Origin of the sequence: Fodinicola feengrottensis (assembly GCF_039530045.1) — a bacterium.
GTDB lineage: Bacteria > Actinomycetota > Actinomycetes > Mycobacteriales > HKI-0501 > Fodinicola > Fodinicola feengrottensis.
Window position 1 is genome coordinate 405,127 of the sequence record NZ_BAAANY010000020.1, and the last position, 20,012, is coordinate 425,138.

Below are 20,012 nucleotides of genomic sequence, written 5' to 3' on the forward strand. Positions count from 1 at the left end.
GCCTTTCTTACTGGCAGGCTTCGCAGTCGGGGTCTTCGATCGAACAGGCCAACGGCTCTTGGACGGTCGGTACGGTCGCGGCCACCGCGTTGAGTTTCCCGTCCGTACCGCGCAAAGTACTCTTCTCCACGTGCGTCGCGCTGGTGGCCCGCAAGTAGTAGGTGGTCTTCAGGCCGCGAATCCACGCGTGCTGATACATCTCGTCGAGCTTGCGGCCGTTCGCCTGCGCGATATAGAGGTTCAGTGACTGCGCCTGGTCGATCCACTTCTGCCGGCGGGCGGCCGCCTCGATCAACCAGCGGCTGTCGATTTCGAAGGCGGTGGCGTACAAGGTCTTCAGGTCAGCCGGCACTCGAGCGATCGGGCCGAGGCTGCCGTCGAAATACTTCAGGTCGCTGATCATCAACTCGTCCCATAAACCGCGCGCTTTCAGGTCGCGTACGAGTGCCGCGTTGACGACGGTGAAGTCACCGGACATGTTGGATTTCACGTACAAGTTGCGGTAAAGCGGTTCGATGGACTGGCCGACGCCACAGATGTTGGCGATGGTGGCGGTCGGCGCGATCGCCATCACGTTCGAGTTGCGCATGCCAACTTTCCGTACGCGGCTGCGCACTGCGTCCCACTGCAGCGTCTGCGCCCGGTCCAGGTCCAGGTCGTCACCGCGCGCGGCGGCGAGCAGCTCGATCGAGTCGATCGGCAGGATTCCCTGGCTCCACAGCGATCCCTCGTACGACGGGTAGCTTCCCCGCTCCTGGGCGAGGTCGGCAGAGGCGGAAATGGCGTGGTAGCTGATCTCCTCCATGCTGCGGTCCGCGAACTCAACCGCTTCCGGCGAGCTCATCGGAATGCGCAAGGCGAACAGCGCGTCGCTGAATCCCATCAGGCCGAGGCCGATCGGCCGGTGCCGCTGGTTGGACTTGCGAGCCTCCGGGATCGTGTAGAAGTTTACGTCGATGACGTTGTCCAGCATCCGTACGGCCGTCCGCACCGTACGGGCCAGCCGCTCGTGATCCACCCCTTCCGGGCCGACCAGCCGGCCGAGGTTGATCGAGCCAAGATTGCAGACCGCCACCTCGTCCGGGCTGGTGTTGAGGGTGATTTCAGTGCACAGGTTGGAAGAGTGCACCACCCCGATGTGCTGCTGCGGGGACCGCAGGTTGCACGGGTCCTTGAAGGTGATCCACGGGTGGCCGGTCTCGAACAGCATGGTCAGCATCCGCCGCCACAGGTCTTTCGCCTTCACCCGACGGAAGACTCTGATCTCGCCACGGTCCGCAGCCGCCTCGTACTGGCGATAGCGCTCCGCGAACGCCAAACCGACCAGGTCATGCAGCTCGGGCACCTCGTTCGGGGTGAACAACGTCCAGTCGGCGTCCGCCCGCACCCGCCGGATGAACTCGTCCGGCACCCAGTTCGCGGTGTTCATGTCGTGGGTACGACGGCGGTCGTCGCCAGTGTTTTTGCGCAGGTCGAGGAATTCCTCGATGTCGATGTGCCAGGTCTCCAAATACGCGCAGACCGCGCCCTTGCGCTTGCCGCCCTGGTTGACCGCGACCGCGGTGTCGTTCGCGATCTTGAGGAACGGCACGACACCCTGCGATTCTCCATTGGTGCCGCGAATATGCGCGCCGATGCCGCGGACCGGAGTCCAGTCGTTGCCCAGCCCACCGGCGTATTTGGAGAGCAACGCATTGTTACTGATGCCGTGGAAGATGCTGCTCAGGTCGTCCTCGACGGTGGTGAGGAAGCACGACGAAAGCTGCGGCCGGGTCGTACCAGCGTTGAACAAGGTCGGCGTGGAACACATGAAGTCAAAGGAAGAAAGCAGCCGATAGAACTCGATGGCTCGGTCCTCGCGGTGGTCCTCGCGCAGCGCCAACCCCATCGCGACTCGCATGAAAAATGCCTGCGGCAGCTCGTACCGGTGACCGTCACTGTGCAGCAAATAGCGGTCATACAGCGTCTGCAGCCCGAGGAACTGGAACTCCAGGTCCGCTGAGCCCGCCAAGGCCGCACCGATCTTTTCCAAGTCAAACTTGGCCAACTCCGGGTCCAGCTGGCCGAGGTCGACGCCACGGGCCACGAAATCGCCGAAATAGCTGGCATATCCTTCGGTCATCTGCCGATGGCTCGCGATCCGCGGCTCACCAGCCAGGAACGACAGCGCCTCGGCGCGCAGCTTGTCGAGCAACAGTCGGGCGCTGACAAAGGAATACTGCGGATCGGTCTCGACCAGCGTACGAGCCGCCATCACCGGCGCGACCGCGAGCTCACCAGCGGTGATGCCGTCATACAGGTTTCGCTTGGTCTCGGTCAAAACAGTGTCCGCCGACACCGCATCCAGGCCGGCGCACGCCTCCCGTACGACCAGTGCCAGCCGGTCGGTATCCAGCGGCTCGACGCGGCCGTCCTGATGAGTGACCCCGATGGCCGGTTCCGGTGCCGGTTTTTCCGCCTCAACGCGGGCCAGGGCGTGTTGTTCGCGATACAGCACGTACGCGCGGGCGACCTTGTGGTGCCCACCGCGCATCAGCGCCAGCTCGACCTGATCCTGAATTTGTTCGATATGCAAGGGACGATCCGGGCCGGCGTGCCGGAGCAGGGCCAGCTCGACCTGCGTGGTCAACTCGGGGACCAACTCCCGTACGCGGCTGGACCCGGTCGCGTCGGCGCCTTCCACGGCCAGGAAGGCCTTGCTCAGCGCGACCGAGATTTTGGTCGAGTCAAAGGCGGAAACCTCACCGGTCCGGCGAATCACCGAAATGGTGCCGGCCGTCGGCCGAGTTTCGGACTGAACGGACATGCGCATTCTCCACAGCAGTAAATGGGCACGCTGAAACGCACCCAAGGACGAAGGTGTGACATCAGGAATCCGGCAAGAGCTACGGATCTGGTGAAGGTGGCGCGGAACTGCTGCGGTCGTACATCATGTCGGCTCCCCCTCGTGAGCTCGGCTGCTGCCGGCGCTGTCGCGGGGAACGCAAACGACCGCCCACTGGCGGCTGCTCGCGGGCGCCCTCCACGAGGCACCGGAACGGTGTGCACACCGACGGCAGGTCTTCGGACTCGGGAGCACCCGCCGGTACGCGTACCGGCGGACCTACTGACCGTCGCTTCCCAGACGCCGAAGCGTCCAGTGCTGATGACGGCTGTCGTTCTCCCTTACCGCTGCGGGACAGTCCCGGATTCGCACCGGGTTCCCTGTTGCCTCGCCTCACCTGGATGGTGCGGCGAACCATCGACGGACGGAATACTACATGTGGGGGTAGTGAGAGTCTGGGACCGCAGCATCTCGCGCGTGTCGGCCTAGTACTAGCTGGGGTACGCGGCCGTACGGATCATCGCGATGTCGGCGGGCGCCACCTCGCGGCCGTTCTCGTCCACGAACCCGACCTGGACTGGCCGTCCGGTAGCCCGCACCCGCCGCTGGATGCTCGGCCCGGCCGGCCAGGGCAGATGTAGGTCACCCCACTGTTGCAGGGCGGCCAGCACCAGGATCAACTCCCGGCCGGAGTCGGTGAGGCGGTACGCGTCACGGGGCCGACTGCCGGGTTCCTGATAAGGCTCTCGGGCCATCACGCCGTAGTCGACCAGCGTGTTGAGCCGGGCCGTCAGCACGTCCGGCGCGACGCCCAGCGCCTCGCGGAACTGCGCGAACCTGGTCGTACCAGCCAGCGCCTCGCGCAGGATCAGGAATGTCCATCGCTCCCCGAGCACGCCGAGGGTGCGTTCGATGGAACAGGCCGAGTCCAGCATCTTCGGAGTAACCACAAGACCTACCTTACCCTGACTTGCACTTCCATATCCAGCCTGCTAGCGTCCCTCTTGGCTGAGTAGGAACTACCAACTCAGATATTCTTGGGAGCCCGCCATGGAACTCGCTGGACACACCGCGCTCGTCACCGGAGCCAACCGCGGCCTCGGCCGGCATCTCGCGCAGCAGCTCATCGAACGCGGTGTCACTGTCTATGCCGGCGCCCGCAACCCCGACTTGATCGACCTGCCGGGTGCCATCCCGGTCCGCCTCGACATCACCGACCCGGAGTCGGTCGCCGCCGCCGCGAAGACGGCCACCGGTGTCTCCATCCTGGTCAACAACGCCGGTTCGGCCACCGGATCCGGCATGCTCGACGGTTCACTCGACGACATCCGCCTGGAAATGGACACCCATTACTTCGGTACGCTCGCGATGATCCGCGCTTTCGCCCCAGAGCTGGCAAAACACGACCACAGTGCGATACTCAACGTGTTGTCCGTGCTGTCGTGGGTCAACATCCCCGAGTTCTCCGCCTACGCAGCCGCCAAGTCCGCCGAATGGTCTTTGACCAACGCTGTACGTACTGCTCTCGCGAAGCAGAACACCCAGGTCAGCGCGTTGCACGTTGGCTATATGGACACCGATATGGCCAGCGAGGTCGACGCCCCGAAGCATGATCCCGCATCGATCGCGAAGATCGCGTTGGACGGCCTCGCCTCCGGTGAGCCGGAAATCATCGCCGACGAGCTGAGCCAGCACGTACAGGCCGGTTTGGCCGGCGGGGTGGCGGCGCTCTATCCGCAGTCCGCCTGATCACTGTCCTGGCTACGAAACTGGCGTGGTGTGGGTTGGTGAGTGCGGGATAGTGTCCCGCACTCGACGTCGAGTGCGGGACATTGTCCCACGGTCAACGTGATTCACTAGTAAAGATCAACAGCGCCGAGTCTCGAGCCACCACCGATCAGCTCGACGGGCCGCCGTCCTCGAGGTTGCCTTCGGTGTCCAGGAAAATCTGTTGCAGGGCCTGCAGAGTCGCCGGATCGGGCTCGCGCCACATCTGCCGGTTTGCCGCTTCCAACAGCCGCTCGGTAATTCCGTGCAACGCCCACGGATTGGATTCGTTCAGGAATTTCTGGTTCTCCGGGTCCAGCGCGTACGTGGCCGCCAACTGCTCGTACATCCAGTCTGGCACCACGTCCGCGGTCGCGTCATAGCCGAACAAGTAGTCGACGGTCGCAGCCAGCTCAAACGCACCTTTGTAGCCATGCCGTCGCATCGCCGCGATCCAGCGCGGATTCACCACCCGGGCGCGGAAAATCCGGGCCGTTTCCTCGACCAGGGACCGGGTACGGACCGACTCCGGGCGAGTGCTGTCACCGATGTACGCGGCCGGCGCCTTGCCGGTGAGAGCCTGGACGGTGGCGATCATGCCACCGTGATACTGGAAATAGTCGTCGGAGTCAGCGATATCGTGCTCACGGGTGTCGGTGTTCTTCGCCGCCACCGCGATCCGTTTGTACGCCGTGCGCATCGCCTCGCGCGCGGGCGCGCCATCCACGCCGCGCCCGTACGCATATCCGCCCCAAGTTTCGTAGACGTCGGCGAGATCGGTGTTATCACGCCAATTGCGGCTGTCGATCAAAGGCAGCAGGCCGGCGCCATAGGTGCCTGGCTTGGAACCGAAAACCCGCAGCGTGGCCCGCCGGGAATCGCCGTGCTCGGCCTCATCGGCGCGTACGTGCGCACGGACGAAATTGTCCTCGTCGGACTCTTGCAGGCCAGCGACCAAAGTGACGGCGTCGTCCACCATTGCCACCACGTGCGGGAACGCATCCCGAAAGAAGCCACTGATCCGCACGGTCACGTCGATTCGCGGCCGGCCAAGCTCAGCCAGGTCGAGGGGGGCCAACCCGGTGACTCGCCGGGAAGCATCGTCCCAGACCGGCCTGACGCCCAACAGAGCGAAAACCTCGGCGATGTCGTCGCCGGACGTACGCATCGCGCTGGTGCCCCACACCGACAGACCCACCGAGCGAGGCCATTCTCCAGTGTCCGCGCGATAGCGGGCCACCAGCGAGTCGGCCAGCGCTTGGCCGGTCTCCCAAGCAAGTCGGCTGGGCACCGCTTTCGGGTCCACCGAATAGAAGTTGCGTCCGGTGGGCAGCACATTGACCAGGCCACGCAACGGCGAACCACTCGGCCCGGCAGGGACATAACCGCCCTCCAGGGCGTGCAGCACAGCGTCGATTTCGTCGGTCGTACGAGCCAGCCGCGGCACGATCTCGGTGGCCGCGAAGGTGAGGATCTCGGCCACGGTCTTATCGGGCCGACCGAGAACGGCGTGGACTGTCTCCATTGCCGCGGTCGCATCCCAAGCGCGGTCTTCCATCGCCTCGACGAGCGCGCGTGCGGTGTTTTCGTGCTCATCCACGCTGACCCGCGCGGCTGACCCGTCCTCGGCGAGGCCGAGCGCCTCGCGGAGTCCGGGCAGGGTCTGCCGGCCGCCCCAGATCTGCTGCGCCCGCAGCATCGCGAGGACGAGGTTGACCCGGCCCGGCCCGCTCGGCGCAGCCCCGAGAACGTGCAGCCCGTCCCGAATCTGCGCGTCCTTGACCTCGCACAGCCAGCCGTCGACATGCAGCAGGAAGTCGTCGAACTCGGCGTCATGCGGCCGATCGTCGAGACCGAGGTCATGGTCGAGTTTGGCGGCCTGGATGAGCGTCCAGATCTGCGCCCGGATGGCCGGCAGTTTCGCCGGGTCCATCGCGGCGATATTCGCGTGCTCGTCCAGAAGTTGTTCCAGCCGGGCGAGGTCTCCGTAGCTTTCCGCGCGGGCCATCGGCGGCACCAGATGGTCGACCAGGGTGGCATGCGCCCGCCGTTTGGCCTGGGTGCCTTCGCCCGGATCGTTGACCAGGAACGGATAGATCAGCGGCAGGTTGCCCAAAGCCGCGTCCGGGCCACAGGAAGCGGACATTCCGACAGTTTTTCCGGGCAGCCACTCGAGATTTCCGTGCTTGCCAACATGCACCATCGCATCCGCGCCGAATTCCTCGGCCAGCCAACGATACGCGGCGAGGTAGTGGTGCGTTGGGGGCAGGTCGGGATCGTGGTAAATCGCGATGGGATTCGCGCCGAACCCACGCGGCGGCTGCACCATGACGACCACGTTGCCAGCGCGCAGGCCGGCCAGCACGATTTCACCGGTGGTGTCCACGTAAAGCTGGCCTGGCGGCGGACCCCAGTGCTCCTCGATCCTTTGCCTTAGCTGGGCGGGCAAAGTCGCGTACCAGGAGCCATAAACCTCAGCAGCGATCCGGATCGGGTTGCCGGACAACTGCTCTTCGGTCAGCCAGTCCGGATCCTGGCCGCCGGCCGCGATCAGCGCATGCATCAGCGCGTCGCCGTCCTGGGCCGCCAAGCCCGGAAACCCGTCTCCCAAGTCGTACCCGGCCGACCGCATCTTTTCCAGCAGCCGTACCACGCTGGCCGGTGTGTCGAGGCCGACCGCGTTGCCAATGCGCGCGTGTTTGGTGGGATAGGCCGACAACATCAGTACGACCTTGCGCGAAGCCGCCGGCAGATGGCGCAGCCGGGCGTGCCCGACCGCGATGCCGGCCACCCGCGCGGCCCGCTCCGGATCGGCCACATAATGCGTCAGGCCGTCCGCATCGGTCTCCTTGAAGGAAAACGGGACGGTGATCAGCCGCCCGTCGAACTCCGGCACCGCGACCTGAGTAGCCACGTCCATGGGCGACAGGCCGCTGTCGTTCTCCGCCCAGGTGGCCCGGTCGCTGGTCAGGCAAAGGCCCTGCAGAATCGGAATGTCCAACTCGGCGAGGGCGCCGACATCCCAGGCGTCATCTTCGCCGCCGGCCGTCACCGCCGCCGGCGTACTTCCGCCAGCTGCCAGTACAGTCACCACCAGCGTGTCGACTTTACGCAGGACAGCGAGCATTTCCGGTGGCGCGGTCCGCAAAGACGCGCAGTACAGCGGCAAAGCCTGCCCACCGGCATCCTCTATCGCGCTGGACAGCGCCTCCACGAAAGCGGTGTTCCCGGCCACGTGGTGCGCGCGGTAGTAGAGCACACCCACCACCGGGCCGGAGCCGTTGCTCGTACGCTCCAGCTCGCCCCACAGCGGCATCGGTTCCGGAGCCACGAAACCAAAGCCAGTCAACAAAATCGTGTCTGACAAAAAGTGGTGCAGGTTCGCGAGGTTGCCGGGACCACCATGCGCCAAGTACGCATGCGCCTCGGCGGCCACGCCGATGGGGACGGTCGAGAGCTCCATCAGCTCGGCGTCCGGCGTTTGCTCGCCGCTCAACACGACCACCGGCAGCGATCCGGCCAGCAGGTGGTCCAGGCCGTCCTCCCAGGCCCGCCGGCCGCCCAGAATGCGGACGACCACCAGCCGCACGCCGGCCAGCAGCGCCGGCAGGTCGTCAACGGTCGTACGGGCCGGGTTCGCCAGCCGGTAGCCAACGGCGGCCGCGCGCGCCGACAGCAGGTCCGTATCCGACGTGGAGAGCAGCAAGATCTGGCCGCGGGCGCTGGACATCGCGGATCCTCCCTCGGGGTCCGCGCCCCGGGTCGAGAGAGCGACGGCGGCCAGTTCCTGGCTCACGGGTCAGCTGAAGCTGACCTGATGACAGTGGCGGGACCGCGCCGGATTCGCACCGGCTTCCTGCACCGTCGTCGCTGTGGTGGCGGTATGAAGTTGGGCCTGACCGCCAAACTCTAACCGGTCAGTCAGGGAGCGACGACAGGCCGGACCGGGCACGTAGTATCCGGCAGGTGTCCGCCCTTGCCTCGCGTGACGGCGCCGTCGACCGGTGTCCGGGAGCGCTCCGACTGCATGCCGCCGCGGACGGCGGCCTCGCTCGCGTACGGGTCCCGGGCGGCCGCCTGAGCGCCGCGCAGCTTGCCTTGCTCCGCGATGCGGCGGTCGAGCTGGGCGACGGCACTCTCGAGTTGACTTCGCGCGCAAACGTGCAGGTCCGGGGGCTGGCCGGCGCGGGTGACCTCGCCGAAAGGCTGGCCGGCGCCGGCCTGCTGCCGTCCGAGTCCCACGAGCGGGTACGAAACATCATCGCCAGCCCGCTCAGCGGGTGGGATGGCCAGGGTTTGCTGGACATATTTCCGCTGGTCAGCATGCTCGACACGGTGCTGTGTGACACGGCTGGCCTGGCCGAGCTGCCGGGCCGGTTCCTGCTCGTCGTGGACGACGGACGCCGCGATGTGATCGGGCTGGGCGCGGACATCGGGCTGCTCTCGGTCGCCCGCGACCAGCTCGCGCTCGTACTCGCTGGCCTGGACACCGGCCTGCGGGTACGCCCGGACCAGGCCGTCGATGTCGTACGTGGCGCGGCTGAGGCGTTCCTGGCCGAGCGAGCCGCACAGGGCTCGACAGCGTGGCGGCTGGCCGAACTGGCCGATGGTCCGGCTGCGATCGGCCGCCGGATGGGCCGCCCACCAGCCTCGATGCCGCGCCTCAGCGGCCGCCAGCCAACCCCCGTTGGCGCGTACGACGGCGTGTCGGTCGTCGGTGTGCCGCTGGGCCGCCTCGACGCCGAACAGGTGGCCACGCTGATCAGTGCCGCCGACGAGTTTCGCGTCACACCTTGGCGAAGCGTCGCGTTCCGCGGCCGCATTCGGACCACGGCCGGCCTGATCACCGACCCGGATTCACCTTGGTTGGGCGTGACGGCCTGCGCCGGAAAGCCGCGGTGCGCGCAGGCGCTGGCGGACGTACGCACCGATGCCGCGAAGGCGTTGGCGCCGGGCCGGCGACCGGTGCACTGGTCGGGTTGTGCCCGACGATGTGGCCGGCCGGCGGGTTCGCTGGTGGACGTGGTGGCGACCGACTTGGGCTACCACGTGACCGTCGACGGACAGATGCGAAGCGAAGGTGTCGGTGTCGGTGTCGCAGCACAGGTAATCAGGGCGGTTCGATGATCGACTACCTCAAGGACGGGCCGGAAATCTACCGGCGGTCCTTCGCGACCATCCGCGCCGAGGCGGATCTCAGCCATCTGCCGGCTGAGCTGGAGAAGGTCGCCGTACGGATGATCCACGCTTGCGGCATGACTGACCTGGTGGCGGATTTGGCCTGGTCACCAGATGCGGGCAAGGCCGCTCGGACAGCACTGCGAGCCGGCGCGCCGATCCTTTGTGACGCGGCGATGGTGGCCAGTGGCATCACCCGCCGCCGGTTGCCGGCCAGCAACGAGGTTATCTGCACCTTGACCGATCCGCGGGTCCCAGAACTGGCCGCACACCTGGGTACGACCCGGAGTGCTGCTGCCTTGGAGCTGTGGCGAGACCGGCTGGAAGGCTCGCTGGTGGCGATCGGCAACGCGCCGACCGCGCTGTTCCGGCTGCTGGAAATGATCGAGGAGGGCGCTGGCCGGCCCGCCGCGGTGCTCGGCCTGCCGGTCGGTTTCGTCGGTGCGGCCGAGTCGAAGCGCGCACTCGCCGAACATCCGAGCGGCCTGGCACACATCGTCGTCCACGGTCGCCGTGGCGGCAGCGCGATGGCGGTGGCCGCGGTCAACGCCCTCGCAACCGAACAGGAGTGATTTCCTTCCGTGGCAGAACGAAAACCGGCCGGCCGGCTCTACGGCGTGGGCCTCGGGCCGGGCGATCCGGAGCTGGTGACGGTCAAGGCAGCCCGGTTAGTCGGCGCCGCCGACGTGATCGCCTACCACTGCGCCCGGCACGGCCGGAGCATCGCGCGGCGGATAGCCGAGCCGTACGTACGCGCCGGCCAGATCGAGGAAAAACTCGTCTATCCGGTGACCACCGAGACGACCGACCATCCAGGTGGTTATCAAGGCGCGATCGACGAGTTCTACACGGCCGCGGCGGCTCGGCTGGCCACCCACCTCGACGCCGGCCGCGATGTCGTCGTGCTCTGCGAGGGCGACCCGTTCTTCTACGGTTCTTACCTGCACATGCACAAACGGCTCGCCGATCGCTACCCCACCGAAGTTGTGCCGGGCGTGACCTCGGTCAGCGCGGCTGCCGCTGAGTTAGGGCGGCCACTGGCCGAGCGCGACGAGGTTTTGACCATTCTGCCGGGAACTTTGCCGCCGGCCGAACTCGCCCGCCGGCTCGCCGACACCGATACGGCCGCGGTTGTGAAGCTGGGCCGCACCTTCGCGGGCGTACGAGCCGCACTCGCCGCAGCAGGCCGGCTGGACGACGCCTGGTACGTCGAGAAAGCCACTACGGACCAGCAACGGACCGCGTCATTGTCCACAGTGGATCCGGCGGATGTGCCCTACTTTTCCCTTGCCCTGCTTCCCAGCGGCCGTCCCGAAGCACCAAAGAAAGCAGGGGTCGTCGTGGTCGGCCTCGGGCCGGCCGGACAGCCATGGCTGACGCCGGAAACGCGAGCCGCGCTGGCCGAGGCCGACGATTTGGTCGGATACGGACCTTATCTCGATCGAGTGCCACCGAATCCGCACCAGACAAGGCATCCATCCGACAACCGGGTAGAGGCGGAGCGCGCCGCGGTGGCTCTGAAGCTAGCCGCCAGCGGTCGCCAGGTGGCCGTGGTTTCCTCCGGCGATCCAGGCGTTTTCGCGATGGCCACAGCGGTTCTGGAAGTGGCTTGCGAGCCGCACTTCGCCGGCGTACCGGTACGCGTGCTGCCCGGAGTCACCGCCGCCCAGGCGGTCGCCAGCCGGATCGGCGCACCGCTCGGGCACGACTACTGCGTGTTGTCGCTGTCCGATCGGCTCAAACCCTGGTCGGTGGTCGAACAGCGGCTGGCCGCGGCCGCCGAGGCCGATCTGGTGGTGGCGATCTACAACCCCGGATCCCGCAGTCGTACGCACCAGGTCACCGCGGCCCGGGATGTCCTGCTCAAACACCGAAATCCGGACACGCCGGTGGTCATCGGCCGCGATGTCGGCGGCGCCGGCGAAAGCGTACGAGTCGTCCGGCTGGCCGATTTGCAATCGTCCGATGTGGACATGCGGACGCTGCTGATCGTCGGGTCGTCCCGTACGCGCGCGGTGCAGCGCGGCGGCGAAACGGTCGTCTTCACGCCCCGCCGCTATCCGGAATGACGTTTTCCAGCCAAGCAACGGCCTGCGCCTCGGTCTCGACGATCGCCACCGCGGGCAGTTTCGGCCGACGTACGATCACCACCGGCAGCCCCAGCTCGCGGGCCGCCGTCAGCTTGGCCGCAGTCTGCTGACCACCGCTGTTTTTGGTCACCAGCAAGTCGATCCGGTGTTCGCGCAGCAGCGCCAGCTCACCGTCCACTGGGTACGGTCCACGATTCAGGAGCACGGTCAGCCGGGCCGGCAGCGGGGGCTCCGGCGGGTCCACCGACCGCAGCAGGAACCATCGGTCGCTGGCCGCGAAGGCCGCCGCATCGGTCCGGCCGGTGGTCAGGAACACCCGCTCCCCCGGCACCGGCAGGTCGCCGACCCGGTCCACCCAGTGCCAGTCATCGCCGTCGCGCGGCTCCCACCCGGGCCGTTGCAGCACCACGTACGGCAGGGCGAGCCGCTCAGTCGCCGCCGCGGCCGACCGGGTCATGGTGCTGGCGAAGGGATGGGTGGCATCGATGACCGCCGCGATTTCGTTCGTACGCAGCCAATCCAACAGGCCTTCGACGCCACCGAAGCCGCCGATCCGGACCGCGCCGGCGGGCCGCGCCGGCTCCCGCACCCGACCGGCCAACGATGAGATCGCCTCGACTCTGGGATGGTGCTCCAGCGCGGCCGCGAGCCGGCGCGCCTCGCCGGTGCCACCGAGCAACAGGACCCGCGCTCTCACCGCATCACCCCTGGTCATACCGTACAAGGATATGAAAGCGACGGGCCTGCGCTATGGCTGGACGACCGGCGCGTGTGCGACCGCCGCCGCGACCGCCGCTTACACGGCGCTGCTCACCGGCGATTTCCCCGACCCGGTCCAGATCACCCTGCCGCGCGGCCAGCGGCCCACCTTCGCGCTCACCCGTGAATCGCTGCGGATCGGCGCGGCCACCGCGGCGATCGTGAAGGACGCCGGCGACGACCCCGACGTGACGCATGGCGCGGTGATCAGCGTGACCGTACGCCCCGGCGGCGCTGGCATTACCTTCGTCGCCGGCCCGGGCGTCGGCACGGTGACCAAACCGGGCCTCCCGCTGCCGGTCGGGGAACCGGCCATCAACCCGGTGCCGCGCCGAATGATCACCGAACACCTCGCCGCGGTCGCAGCACTGCATGGCGGCTCCGGTGACGTCGTTGTCGAGGTAGCGATCGAAAACGGCGAGGAAATCGCCCGAAAGACCTGGAATCCACGACTCGGCATCCTCGGTGGCCTGTCGATCCTGGGCACTACCGGGATCGTCGTCCCGTACTCGTGCTCGGCCTGGATCGACAGCATCCGGCGCGGCATCGACGTGGCCCGCGCCGCCGGCCACCAGCATGTCGCCGGCTGCACTGGCAGCACGTCCGAGCAGGTCGCCGCCGCTCTTTATGACCTACCCGCTGACGCTCTGCTCGACATGGGAGATTTCGCTGGCGCCGTACTGAAATACCTGCGCCGACATCCGGTGCCGCGGCTCACCGTCGCCGGCGGAATCGGCAAACTCTCCAAACTCGCCGACGGCCACCTCGACCTGCATTCCGGCCGCTCGCAAGTGAACCCTGACCTGCTCGCCACCCTCACCGCCCTCGCCGGCGGTTCTCCCGCACTGGTCGAACAGGTGCGTACGGCCAACACCGCCCTCGCCGCCCTCCACCTCTGCCAAGCCGCCAACCTCCCCCTCGGCGACCTCATCGCAGCACGCGCGCTCACGACCGCCCTCGAGGTCCTCCGCGGAGCGCCCGTCACCGTCGACATCGTCGTGATCGACCGCGCCGGCACCATCGTCGGCCGCGCCTAGGCAGTGTCTGGTTATTCCGGGGGGATGAGAGTCGAGATCCAGAAGTTGGCTGCTGGTGCCGTGGGGAAGCCTTCATAGCAGCGCTATGGGGGCTTTCCCACGGTGCCTGCAGCCGGCTTCTGGGCTCGGCTATCGCCCGGCGGAATAACCAGACACTGCCTAGGACCTAACCCATCAGAAAGTACGGACGCGAGCGGCGGAATACAGGTGGCTGTCGGGGAAAGAAGCGGCGGTGAGGGTCTGGCCGACGATGACGACAGCCGTACGTTTGATGCCGGCCTCGTGCACCTGCGCGGCGATATCCGCCAACGTTCCGCGCAAAATCACCTCGTCCGGGCGGCTCGCCATCGCGACCACGGCCACCGGGCAATCGGTGCCGTAGTTCGGGGTGAGTTCGGCGACCAGCTGATCGATCCGTTGGACCGCCAAATGCACCACCATGGTGGCCTGACTTTGGCCGAGGGTAGCCAAATCCTCGCCCGCGGGCATGGGCGTGGCCCGCGCGGACGTACGGGTCAGAATCACCGTCTGTCCCACTCCCGGCACGGTGAACTCTCGTCCTAAAGACGCGGCCGCGGCCGAAAAGGCAGCTACGCCGGGCGTGATGTCGTACGCGACGCCAGCCGCGTCCAGCCGACGGGCTTGCTCGGCGACCGCGCTGAAAATCGACGGATCACCCGAACACAGTCGCGCCACATCCGAGCCGGACGTGTCGGCGGACACCATTTCGGCGACGATCTGATCCAGCGTGAGATCGGCGGTGTCGACCAGCCGCGCCCCCGGTGGACACCATGCCAGCAACTCGGTCGGGACCAGGCTGCCGGCGTACAGGCACACCGGCGAAGCCGCGATCAGCGCCTGGCCGCGGACCGTGATGAGGTCCGCCGCGCCGGGTCCGGCACCGATGAAATGTACGGTCACGCTGTCCCTTTCGTGATGGCCCATTGCGTCACCGGCAGCTGCGGCCGCCATCCGGTGAACCCGCCGAGCGGCCCGGCTCGATTGATCGCGATCCGGACGAGCTCGCCACCCAGGCGCTGGTGCCAGCCAGCCACCACGCCTTCGGACTCGACCGTCACCGTGTTGACCACCAGCCGACCGCCAGGCAGCAGAGCCTGCCAGCAGATCTCGACCACGCCGGGCACCGTCGCCCCGCCGCCGACGAACACCGCGTCCGGTCGTTCAAGGTGGTGAAGCGCTTCTGGAGCAGCCCCCACCACGATCGTGAGCCCGGGCACGCCGAGCGCTTCGGCGTTGCGACCGATCCGCGCGGCCCGCTCGGGATCGCTTTCGACCGCGACCGCCCGGCACGACCGGTGGTGCCGCATCCACTCGATGCCGATGCTGCCGGCGCCAGCGCCCACGTCCCAGAGCAACTGCCCCGGCACCGGCGCCAGCCGCGCCAGCGTCACCGCCCGGATCTCCCGTTTGGTCAGCTGCCCGTCATGGTCGTACGCGTCATCGGGCAGTCCGGGCGTACGCGCCAGCACCGGCCCTTCGCGATCGCATTCGACCGCCACCACATTGAGCCCGTCGACCACGGCGTTTTCCCAGCTAGCGGCCCTGCCTTCGAGCGTACGCCGAGCTGGTCCGGCAAGCTGTTCAAGCACCCACAACCGGCTGTCGCCGTAGCCGCGAGCGGTCAGCAGCGCGGCGACTTCCGCGGGCGTACGGGCATCGGCGCTCAACACCAGCACCTTGCGTCCCGGCTGCACCTCCGGATGCACAGCCGCCACCGACCGACCGACCGCGCTGACCACCGCGACCTCATCCAACGCCCACCCGAGTCCAGCGCAAGCCAGCGACAGTGACGACGGATGCGGCACCACCGTCACGTTCTCCGGCCCCAGCAGTCGTACGAGCGTCGCACCGATCCCGTAGAACATCGGGTCCCCGCTGGCCAACACACAAGCATCCGGATGGGCGGCCATAAGTGCCGGCAGCGCGGGCAGCATCGGCGACGGCCAGCGGACTCGCTCGGCGGCGGTGTCAGGCACCAAGGCCAACTGGCGCTCGCTGCCCATCAGCACCTTCGCCCGGCGGATGGCCTCCTGGGCCGACGGGGACAGGCCGTCCCAGCCGTCCGCACCCACCCCGACCACAGTCACCGTCACGGCAGTCACCTTATGCGGACTACCAGCCCCAGGTGCCCGGCGCTCCCTTGAACGGACCGACCACATCCGAGGTGATCCAGCCGCCGTAGAACTCCCCCGGCTGCGGAGTGACCTTCGCACCGTCCAGCGTGACCGAGTCGAAGCGTCCGGCATAGACGGCGACCCGGTCGAGCAGGGCCGGATAGCGCGGATCTGGGCTCGGATACCACCAACCGACCTCGGTCAACGGCAGCGCGCCTTCGACCAGCACGTCCACATACCGCGCGGCTCCCTTCCACTCGCAGAAGGTCTCCCGGTCCGCCGGCCGCAAGTGCTCCCCGAAAGCGGTCCGCGGCAGGTAGTACGTGGGCGGATGAGACGTCTCCAGCACTCGTACGAGGTCATCGGTGTCGGCGACGACTGTGCCCGCGTACGTCACCACCGCCCGCCGCCGGACCACCTCGGCCCGCGGCGGCCGCGGGTAGTCCCACACCGACTCCTGCCCGGGACCGGGCTTTTCCCTGCGCATCGCACCAGAATAGAGCGCGTTAGGCTGACACGGTGACTCCTGAGGAACTCCTGACCACCACTCGTTCCGTGCGCAAGCGGTTGGACTTCGATCGGCCAGTCGAGTTGAGTGTTGTCCGCGAATGCCTGGAAATCGCTTTGCAGGCGCCGAGCGGGTCCAATGTGCAGGGGTGGCAGTGGGTCGTGGTGACCGATCCGGACCAGCGCGCGGCCATCGGTGACTATTACCGGCAGGCCGTCGACGCCTACCTGGATTCGCCGGGAGCGGCCGGGAAACTGTTCGCTGACAACCCGAACCGCGCCTCCGTGCAGAACCGCGTCGGCGACAGCGTCGCGTACCTCGGCCAACACATGGGCCGCGCACCCGTTCTGGTGCTGCCGTGCCTGACCCTGCGCGGTGGCGAGCTGCCGGAAGGAAATCAGGCCGGACTCTGGGGTTCGGTGCTGCCGGCGGCCTGGAGTTACATGCTGGCCGCCCGTACGCGTGGGCTCGGCACCGCTTGGACTACCCTACATCTGAGCTACGAAACGGAAATCGCCGCACTGTTGGGACTTCCGGACAATGTCCGGCAGGCCGCGCTGATCCCGACCGCCCACACCATCGGGACCGATTTCAAGCCCGCCCGTCGCCAACCGCTCGACGACATCCTGCACGTCAATCGCTGGTAGCTGAACCTGCTTGTCCGGTGGAATACCCGCCACCGACCAAAAAGTCATAACTGTCCCGTAGTGCGTCGAATATGTCGCCGTCGAACCGGTCCAGTTCCACGATGTGCCATCGTACGGCCGGATTCGCGGTCAACGCGGCCGCGATATCCAGGCTGCCCTGGCCCACCGCGACCATCACGTCGTCGCGGGATTTGCCCGGACCGTCCTTGACGTGTACGAACGGGACCCGATCTCCCAAATCTCGCAACACTTCGGCCGGATCCGCGCCACCGACCGCGGCCCAGTAAAGGTCCAGTTCCACCAACACATCTGGTTCCACCAGATCCAGCAGAATCTGATGGGCGGTCAGGCCGTTGAAGGTATTCGAAAATTCGGCCTCGTGATTGTGGTACGCCAACCGGATCCCGTAGTCCCGCGCGTTGACGGCACCCTCGTTCACTCGGTCGACTCCCCGCGCGATGGCGTCCGTCGTACGGAATTCCTCCGGTTCCAGGCTCCAGGCGATCGCCGGCACCCCCAGCTCGGCTTGCTCGTCCAAAATCCTGCTGGCCTCCCGACCGGACGGGAAAGGCACGTGAGCACTGGTAAAACGCAACCCCAGGTCGCGCATCACCTTTTTGAGGTCAGCCGGGGCGATATCGAACCGACCGTAGAGTTCGACCCCGACGAATCCGAGCTCGCTGATGCTCCGCAGCACCCGGGGAAGATCCTTCGCCGCCTGCTCCCGAACGGTGTAGAGCTGCACTGCGATCGGCGTCACTCCTCACGATCCGGCAGCTCGAAGGTGGTGGTCAGTGGGACGGCTTGGCCGGTCCGGCTGGACTCCTCGGCCATCAGCATGATTTCCAGGATGTGCCGGGCATGGTCGACGTTGAGCATCGGAGTTTCGCCGGTGGCCACACAGTCCGCCAGGTGATCGGCCAGGATCGCCCTGTGCAGGCCGAAAGCGCGCTGCGTCTGCGCCTCAACCTCGCGCAGGGTCGGGGTGATCCAGCCGCCGAGTCCGGGCACCGCGTCCAGCTGGAAGATCTCCAGCGGCGGACCTTCACCGCCGTAGGGCGCGCCCGCGATGTTGATCGTGCCCTCGCGGCCGTAGATCTCCACTTTCGGGCCGCGCGCCGCGTTCACGTTGAAGGTGCCGTCCACCACCGCGAAGGTCGACGCACCGAAGTCCAGCATCATCAGCACGTTGTCATCCGCGGTCACCTCGATTTTCTTGCCCTTGAAGGGACCGCCACGTACGGTCCGGACCGGCTCGGTGATGCCCGCGAAAGCCACCACCCGCTTGGCGGGGCCGAGCAGCCCGGTGATTTCGTGAATGCCGTACACGCCCATGTCATACAGCGGGCCGGATCCCTTTTGGTAAAACCACGTAGGGTCCAGCGGCCAGTTTCCCGAAGCCGGCCCGCCGTGCGATGACCGTACCCGCGCGAACGCCACTTTTCCGATCGCGCCGTGCCGAATCAGCCGGCGGGCCTGCATCCGGTCTGGGTACAGCATGTTGTACGGCGCGCACACCACGGTCAGGCCACGTTGGGCGGCCAGATCGCAGATGTCGTTCGCGTCCGCCATGGTGGTGGCCAGCGGCTTTTCGGTGGCAAGGTGCTTTCCGGCAGACAGGATTTTGCGGCAGGTCTCGCCGTGCACCGGGATCGGCGTCAGGTTGATGACCGCGTCCAGTTCAGCACCGTCGAGCATTTCCTCCAGCGTCCCAAAAGCCTTCGGGATGCCGTACGTGTCAGCCACCGACCGTGCTCGCTCCAGCACCGGATCGGCGATCGCCACCGGCGTCACCTTGTCCGAGATCTGGGCCAGGTTCGGCAGCACGCCGACGCTGACGGTCGCGATCGTGCCGGCACCCAGAATGCCCAGCCGCAGCGGCTGCCCGGCTACCACGGCGCCACTTCCGGCTCGATCGTACGACCGGTCCGCACCGACTCGTAGAAAGCCAGGCAGGAAGCGAGATTGTGCCACGCGTCCTCGACGGTGGCGACGGGCTCGACCTCGTCCCGAATCGACGCCGTCCAGTGATCGATATCGGCAGCCTGATCGTGGTGCCCCGGGAGGGCTGTTTGCACCCATCCCTGCAGCGGCGGAAAGTCCGCCAGAATCAGGCTGCGGTCACTGATCCCGTCCATTCGGTAGACGCCGTCACTGCCAACATAGGTTCCGCTGGACTGAAATCCGGCGCCGGGAGCTGTCCAGGTGTCTTCCAGGGTGGCCACCGCGCCGCCCGCGAACGTCACCGTCGCCACCCCGTAGTCCTCCACGGCCAGCTCTGGATAGGCCAGGTTGGCGGTTTGTCCAGTCACCGCAACGATTTCCTCACCGAGCAGCCACCGGAGCATGTCGACTTGATAGACCGCATGGTCGATCCAACCGCCGCCGGCGGTCCGGCCCGGATCGACAAACCACCCTGGATCCGGGTCGTCCGGCCAGCGCCGCGGCAACCCCGCCCAAATCGACAGCGAGGCGCTTAACAACCGGCCGAGCCGGCCCTGTTCGATCCAGCGCTTGAGAAACTGGCTGCGCGGGCCGAGCCGCATCCGCGACTCAGCCGGCAGGAACCGAACCCCGGCCCGCCGGACCGCCGCCACGACCATCGTCGCCTCGGCCACCGTACGAGCCAGTGGTTTGTTGGAGATGATGTGCTTTCCGGCCTCAGCGGCGGTTCGGCAGACCTCGGCATTGCGGTCCGGGCTGACCAGGCTGATGATCGCGTCGACGGTCGGATCTTCGACCAGTGCACGCCAATCTTTGTCCACCAGGTCAACCCCGCACCGAGTGGCGAGCTCACTCGCCCGTGCTGGTTCCGCGTCGGCGATGCCGACCAGCCGCACGCCGTCCCGGCCACCGATGCCCTCAGCCAGCGGAATCGCCGAATACCAGTGATCCAGGCCGACCAGGCCCACTCGAATATCAGTCATGTGTACGTCCACACTCATCGGCATTCATTTCTGGGCTCAATGTTTGGGAGGTTAACAAACACCTAGGACCCCCACAAGGCTCGTACGACAACTCTGCGGTTTACTACGACGTTGACCGTGATCGTTCAAAGGAGGGCGCG

At 67.0% G+C, this 20,012-nt stretch carries 16 protein-coding genes and 2 riboswitches; of the genes, 6 read left to right on the plus strand and 10 right to left on the minus strand.

The window, feature by feature from the left end:
- Window positions 1-7: 7 nt before the first annotated feature.
- Together ABD301_RS25990 and ABD301_RS25995 are read right to left on the minus strand one after the other, a co-directional pair.
- The gene (locus ABD301_RS25990) at window positions 8-2,806 is read right to left on the minus strand and encodes a ribonucleoside-diphosphate reductase subunit alpha (protein ID WP_344313085.1); all 2,799 of its coding nucleotides are present in this window, start codon (window positions 2,804-2,806) and stop codon (window positions 8-10) included.
- 231 nt (window positions 2,807-3,037) lie between these two features.
- A riboswitch (cobalamin riboswitch) is annotated at window positions 3,038-3,258 on the minus strand.
- 57 nt (window positions 3,259-3,315) lie between these two features.
- A complete protein-coding gene (locus ABD301_RS25995) occupies window positions 3,316-3,774 on the minus strand; it encodes a winged helix-turn-helix transcriptional regulator (protein WP_344313086.1) in 459 nt (152 codons plus the stop codon).
- A 100-nt stretch (window positions 3,775-3,874) separates the two neighbouring features.
- On the opposite strand from ABD301_RS25995, the gene ABD301_RS26000 reads away from it, so the two are divergent.
- On the plus strand, window positions 3,875-4,573 hold the full coding sequence (locus ABD301_RS26000) for an SDR family oxidoreductase (protein WP_163566787.1): 699 nt from the start codon (window positions 3,875-3,877) through the stop codon (window positions 4,571-4,573).
- Between the two features lie 148 nt (window positions 4,574-4,721).
- On the opposite strand, the gene cobN is transcribed toward ABD301_RS26000, so the two are convergent.
- On the minus strand, window positions 4,722-8,321 hold the full coding sequence (gene cobN, locus ABD301_RS26005) for a cobaltochelatase subunit CobN (protein WP_344313087.1): 3,600 nt from the start codon (window positions 8,319-8,321) through the stop codon (window positions 4,722-4,724).
- Between the two features lie 31 nt (window positions 8,322-8,352).
- A riboswitch (cobalamin riboswitch) is annotated at window positions 8,353-8,472 on the minus strand.
- An 85-nt stretch (window positions 8,473-8,557) separates the two neighbouring features.
- Here cobN and ABD301_RS26010 point away from each other — a divergent pair.
- Genes ABD301_RS26010 through ABD301_RS26020 form a run of 3 tightly spaced genes read left to right on the plus strand, consistent with a single transcriptional unit; the run spans window position 8,558 to window position 11,838 of the window.
- A complete protein-coding gene (locus ABD301_RS26010) occupies window positions 8,558-9,718 on the plus strand; it encodes a precorrin-3B synthase (RefSeq protein WP_344313088.1) in 1,161 nt (386 codons plus the stop codon).
- A complete protein-coding gene (locus ABD301_RS26015) occupies window positions 9,715-10,341 on the plus strand; it encodes a precorrin-8X methylmutase (protein ID WP_344313089.1) in 627 nt (208 codons plus the stop codon). Before ABD301_RS26010 ends, ABD301_RS26015 begins: the two co-directional genes overlap by 4 nt.
- 9 nt (window positions 10,342-10,350) lie before the next feature.
- On the plus strand, window positions 10,351-11,838 hold the full coding sequence (locus tag ABD301_RS26020) for a precorrin-2 C(20)-methyltransferase (protein ID WP_344313090.1): 1,488 nt from the start codon (window positions 10,351-10,353) through the stop codon (window positions 11,836-11,838).
- Here the strand turns inward: ABD301_RS26020 and ABD301_RS26025 are convergent.
- Window positions 11,813-12,574: a cobalt-precorrin-6A reductase gene (locus ABD301_RS26025; protein ID WP_163566785.1), complete on the minus strand. Its 762-nt coding sequence runs from the start codon at window positions 12,572-12,574 to the stop codon at window positions 11,813-11,815. The two genes, ABD301_RS26020 and ABD301_RS26025, sit on opposite strands and share 26 nt — an antisense overlap.
- Window positions 12,575-12,587: 13 nt before the next feature.
- Here ABD301_RS26025 and ABD301_RS26030 point away from each other — a divergent pair, with 13 nt between their 5' ends.
- Window positions 12,588-13,655: a cobalt-precorrin-5B (C(1))-methyltransferase gene (locus ABD301_RS26030; RefSeq protein ID WP_344313091.1), complete on the plus strand. Its 1,068-nt coding sequence runs from the start codon at window positions 12,588-12,590 to the stop codon at window positions 13,653-13,655.
- Window positions 13,656-13,829: 174 nt separating this feature from the next.
- Here ABD301_RS26030 and cobM read toward each other — a convergent pair whose 3' ends face one another.
- Genes cobM through ABD301_RS26045 form a run of 3 tightly spaced genes read right to left on the minus strand, consistent with a single transcriptional unit; the run spans window position 13,830 to window position 16,277 of the window.
- Complete coding sequence (cobM, locus tag ABD301_RS26035) at window positions 13,830-14,576, minus strand: precorrin-4 C(11)-methyltransferase (protein ID WP_344313092.1); 747 nt, start codon at window positions 14,574-14,576, stop codon at window positions 13,830-13,832.
- Window positions 14,573-15,835 carry a precorrin-6y C5,15-methyltransferase (decarboxylating) subunit CbiE gene (cbiE, locus tag ABD301_RS26040; protein ID WP_344313093.1) on the minus strand — a complete coding sequence of 421 codons (1,263 nt, stop codon included), beginning with the start codon at window positions 15,833-15,835 and terminating at the stop codon, window positions 14,573-14,575. Before cbiE ends, cobM begins: the two co-directional genes overlap by 4 nt.
- Entirely contained in the window at window positions 15,789-16,277 is a 489-nt protein-coding gene (locus ABD301_RS26045; protein WP_163566783.1) for a DUF427 domain-containing protein, read from the minus strand. The genes cbiE and ABD301_RS26045 overlap by 47 nt, the downstream gene beginning before the upstream one ends.
- Before the next feature lie 32 nt (window positions 16,278-16,309).
- Here ABD301_RS26045 and ABD301_RS26050 point away from each other — a divergent pair, with 32 nt between their 5' ends.
- The gene (locus ABD301_RS26050) at window positions 16,310-16,945 is read left to right on the plus strand and encodes a nitroreductase family protein (RefSeq protein WP_163566782.1); all 636 of its coding nucleotides are present in this window, start codon (window positions 16,310-16,312) and stop codon (window positions 16,943-16,945) included.
- Here ABD301_RS26050 and ABD301_RS26055 read toward each other — a convergent pair.
- Genes ABD301_RS26055 through ABD301_RS26065 form a run of 3 tightly spaced genes read right to left on the minus strand, consistent with a single transcriptional unit; the run spans window position 16,932 to window position 19,872 of the window.
- Window positions 16,932-17,705 carry a sugar phosphate isomerase/epimerase family protein gene (locus tag ABD301_RS26055; protein WP_163566781.1) on the minus strand — a complete coding sequence of 258 codons (774 nt, stop codon included), beginning with the start codon at window positions 17,703-17,705 and terminating at the stop codon, window positions 16,932-16,934. The two genes, ABD301_RS26050 and ABD301_RS26055, sit on opposite strands and share 14 nt — an antisense overlap.
- Window positions 17,702-18,841: a Gfo/Idh/MocA family protein gene (locus tag ABD301_RS26060; RefSeq protein ID WP_163566780.1), complete on the minus strand. Its 1,140-nt coding sequence runs from the start codon at window positions 18,839-18,841 to the stop codon at window positions 17,702-17,704. The genes ABD301_RS26055 and ABD301_RS26060 overlap by 4 nt, the downstream gene beginning before the upstream one ends.
- Window positions 18,835-19,872, minus strand: a complete 1,038-nt coding sequence (locus ABD301_RS26065) for a Gfo/Idh/MocA family protein (RefSeq protein WP_344313094.1) — start codon at window positions 19,870-19,872, stop codon at window positions 18,835-18,837. Before ABD301_RS26065 ends, ABD301_RS26060 begins: the two co-directional genes overlap by 7 nt.
- Window positions 19,873-20,012: the final 140 nt, after the last annotated feature.

Excerpts from the sequence above, each read along its gene's own strand:
- ABD301_RS25990 (WP_344313085.1), bottom strand. The coding sequence starts at position 2,806 with ATGTCCGTTCAGTCCGAAACTCGGCCGACGGCCGGCACCATTTCGGTG.
- ABD301_RS26000 (WP_163566787.1), top strand. The coding sequence starts at position 3,875 with ATGGAACTCGCTGGACACACCGCGCTCGTCACCGGAGCCAACCGCGGC.
- cobN (WP_344313087.1), bottom strand. The coding sequence starts at position 8,321 with ATGTCCAGCGCCCGCGGCCAGATCTTGCTGCTCTCCACGTCGGATACG.
- ABD301_RS26015 (WP_344313089.1), top strand. The coding sequence starts at position 9,715 with ATGATCGACTACCTCAAGGACGGGCCGGAAATCTACCGGCGGTCCTTC.
- ABD301_RS26025 (WP_163566785.1), bottom strand. The coding sequence starts at position 12,574 with ATGACCAGGGGTGATGCGGTGAGAGCGCGGGTCCTGTTGCTCGGTGGC.
- ABD301_RS26030 (WP_344313091.1), top strand. The coding sequence starts at position 12,588 with ATGAAAGCGACGGGCCTGCGCTATGGCTGGACGACCGGCGCGTGTGCG.
- cbiE (WP_344313093.1), bottom strand. The coding sequence starts at position 15,835 with ATGTGGTCGGTCCGTTCAAGGGAGCGCCGGGCACCTGGGGCTGGTAGT.
- ABD301_RS26045 (WP_163566783.1), bottom strand. The coding sequence starts at position 16,277 with ATGCGCAGGGAAAAGCCCGGTCCCGGGCAGGAGTCGGTGTGGGACTAC.
- ABD301_RS26065 (WP_344313094.1), bottom strand. The coding sequence starts at position 19,872 with ATGACTGATATTCGAGTGGGCCTGGTCGGCCTGGATCACTGGTATTCG.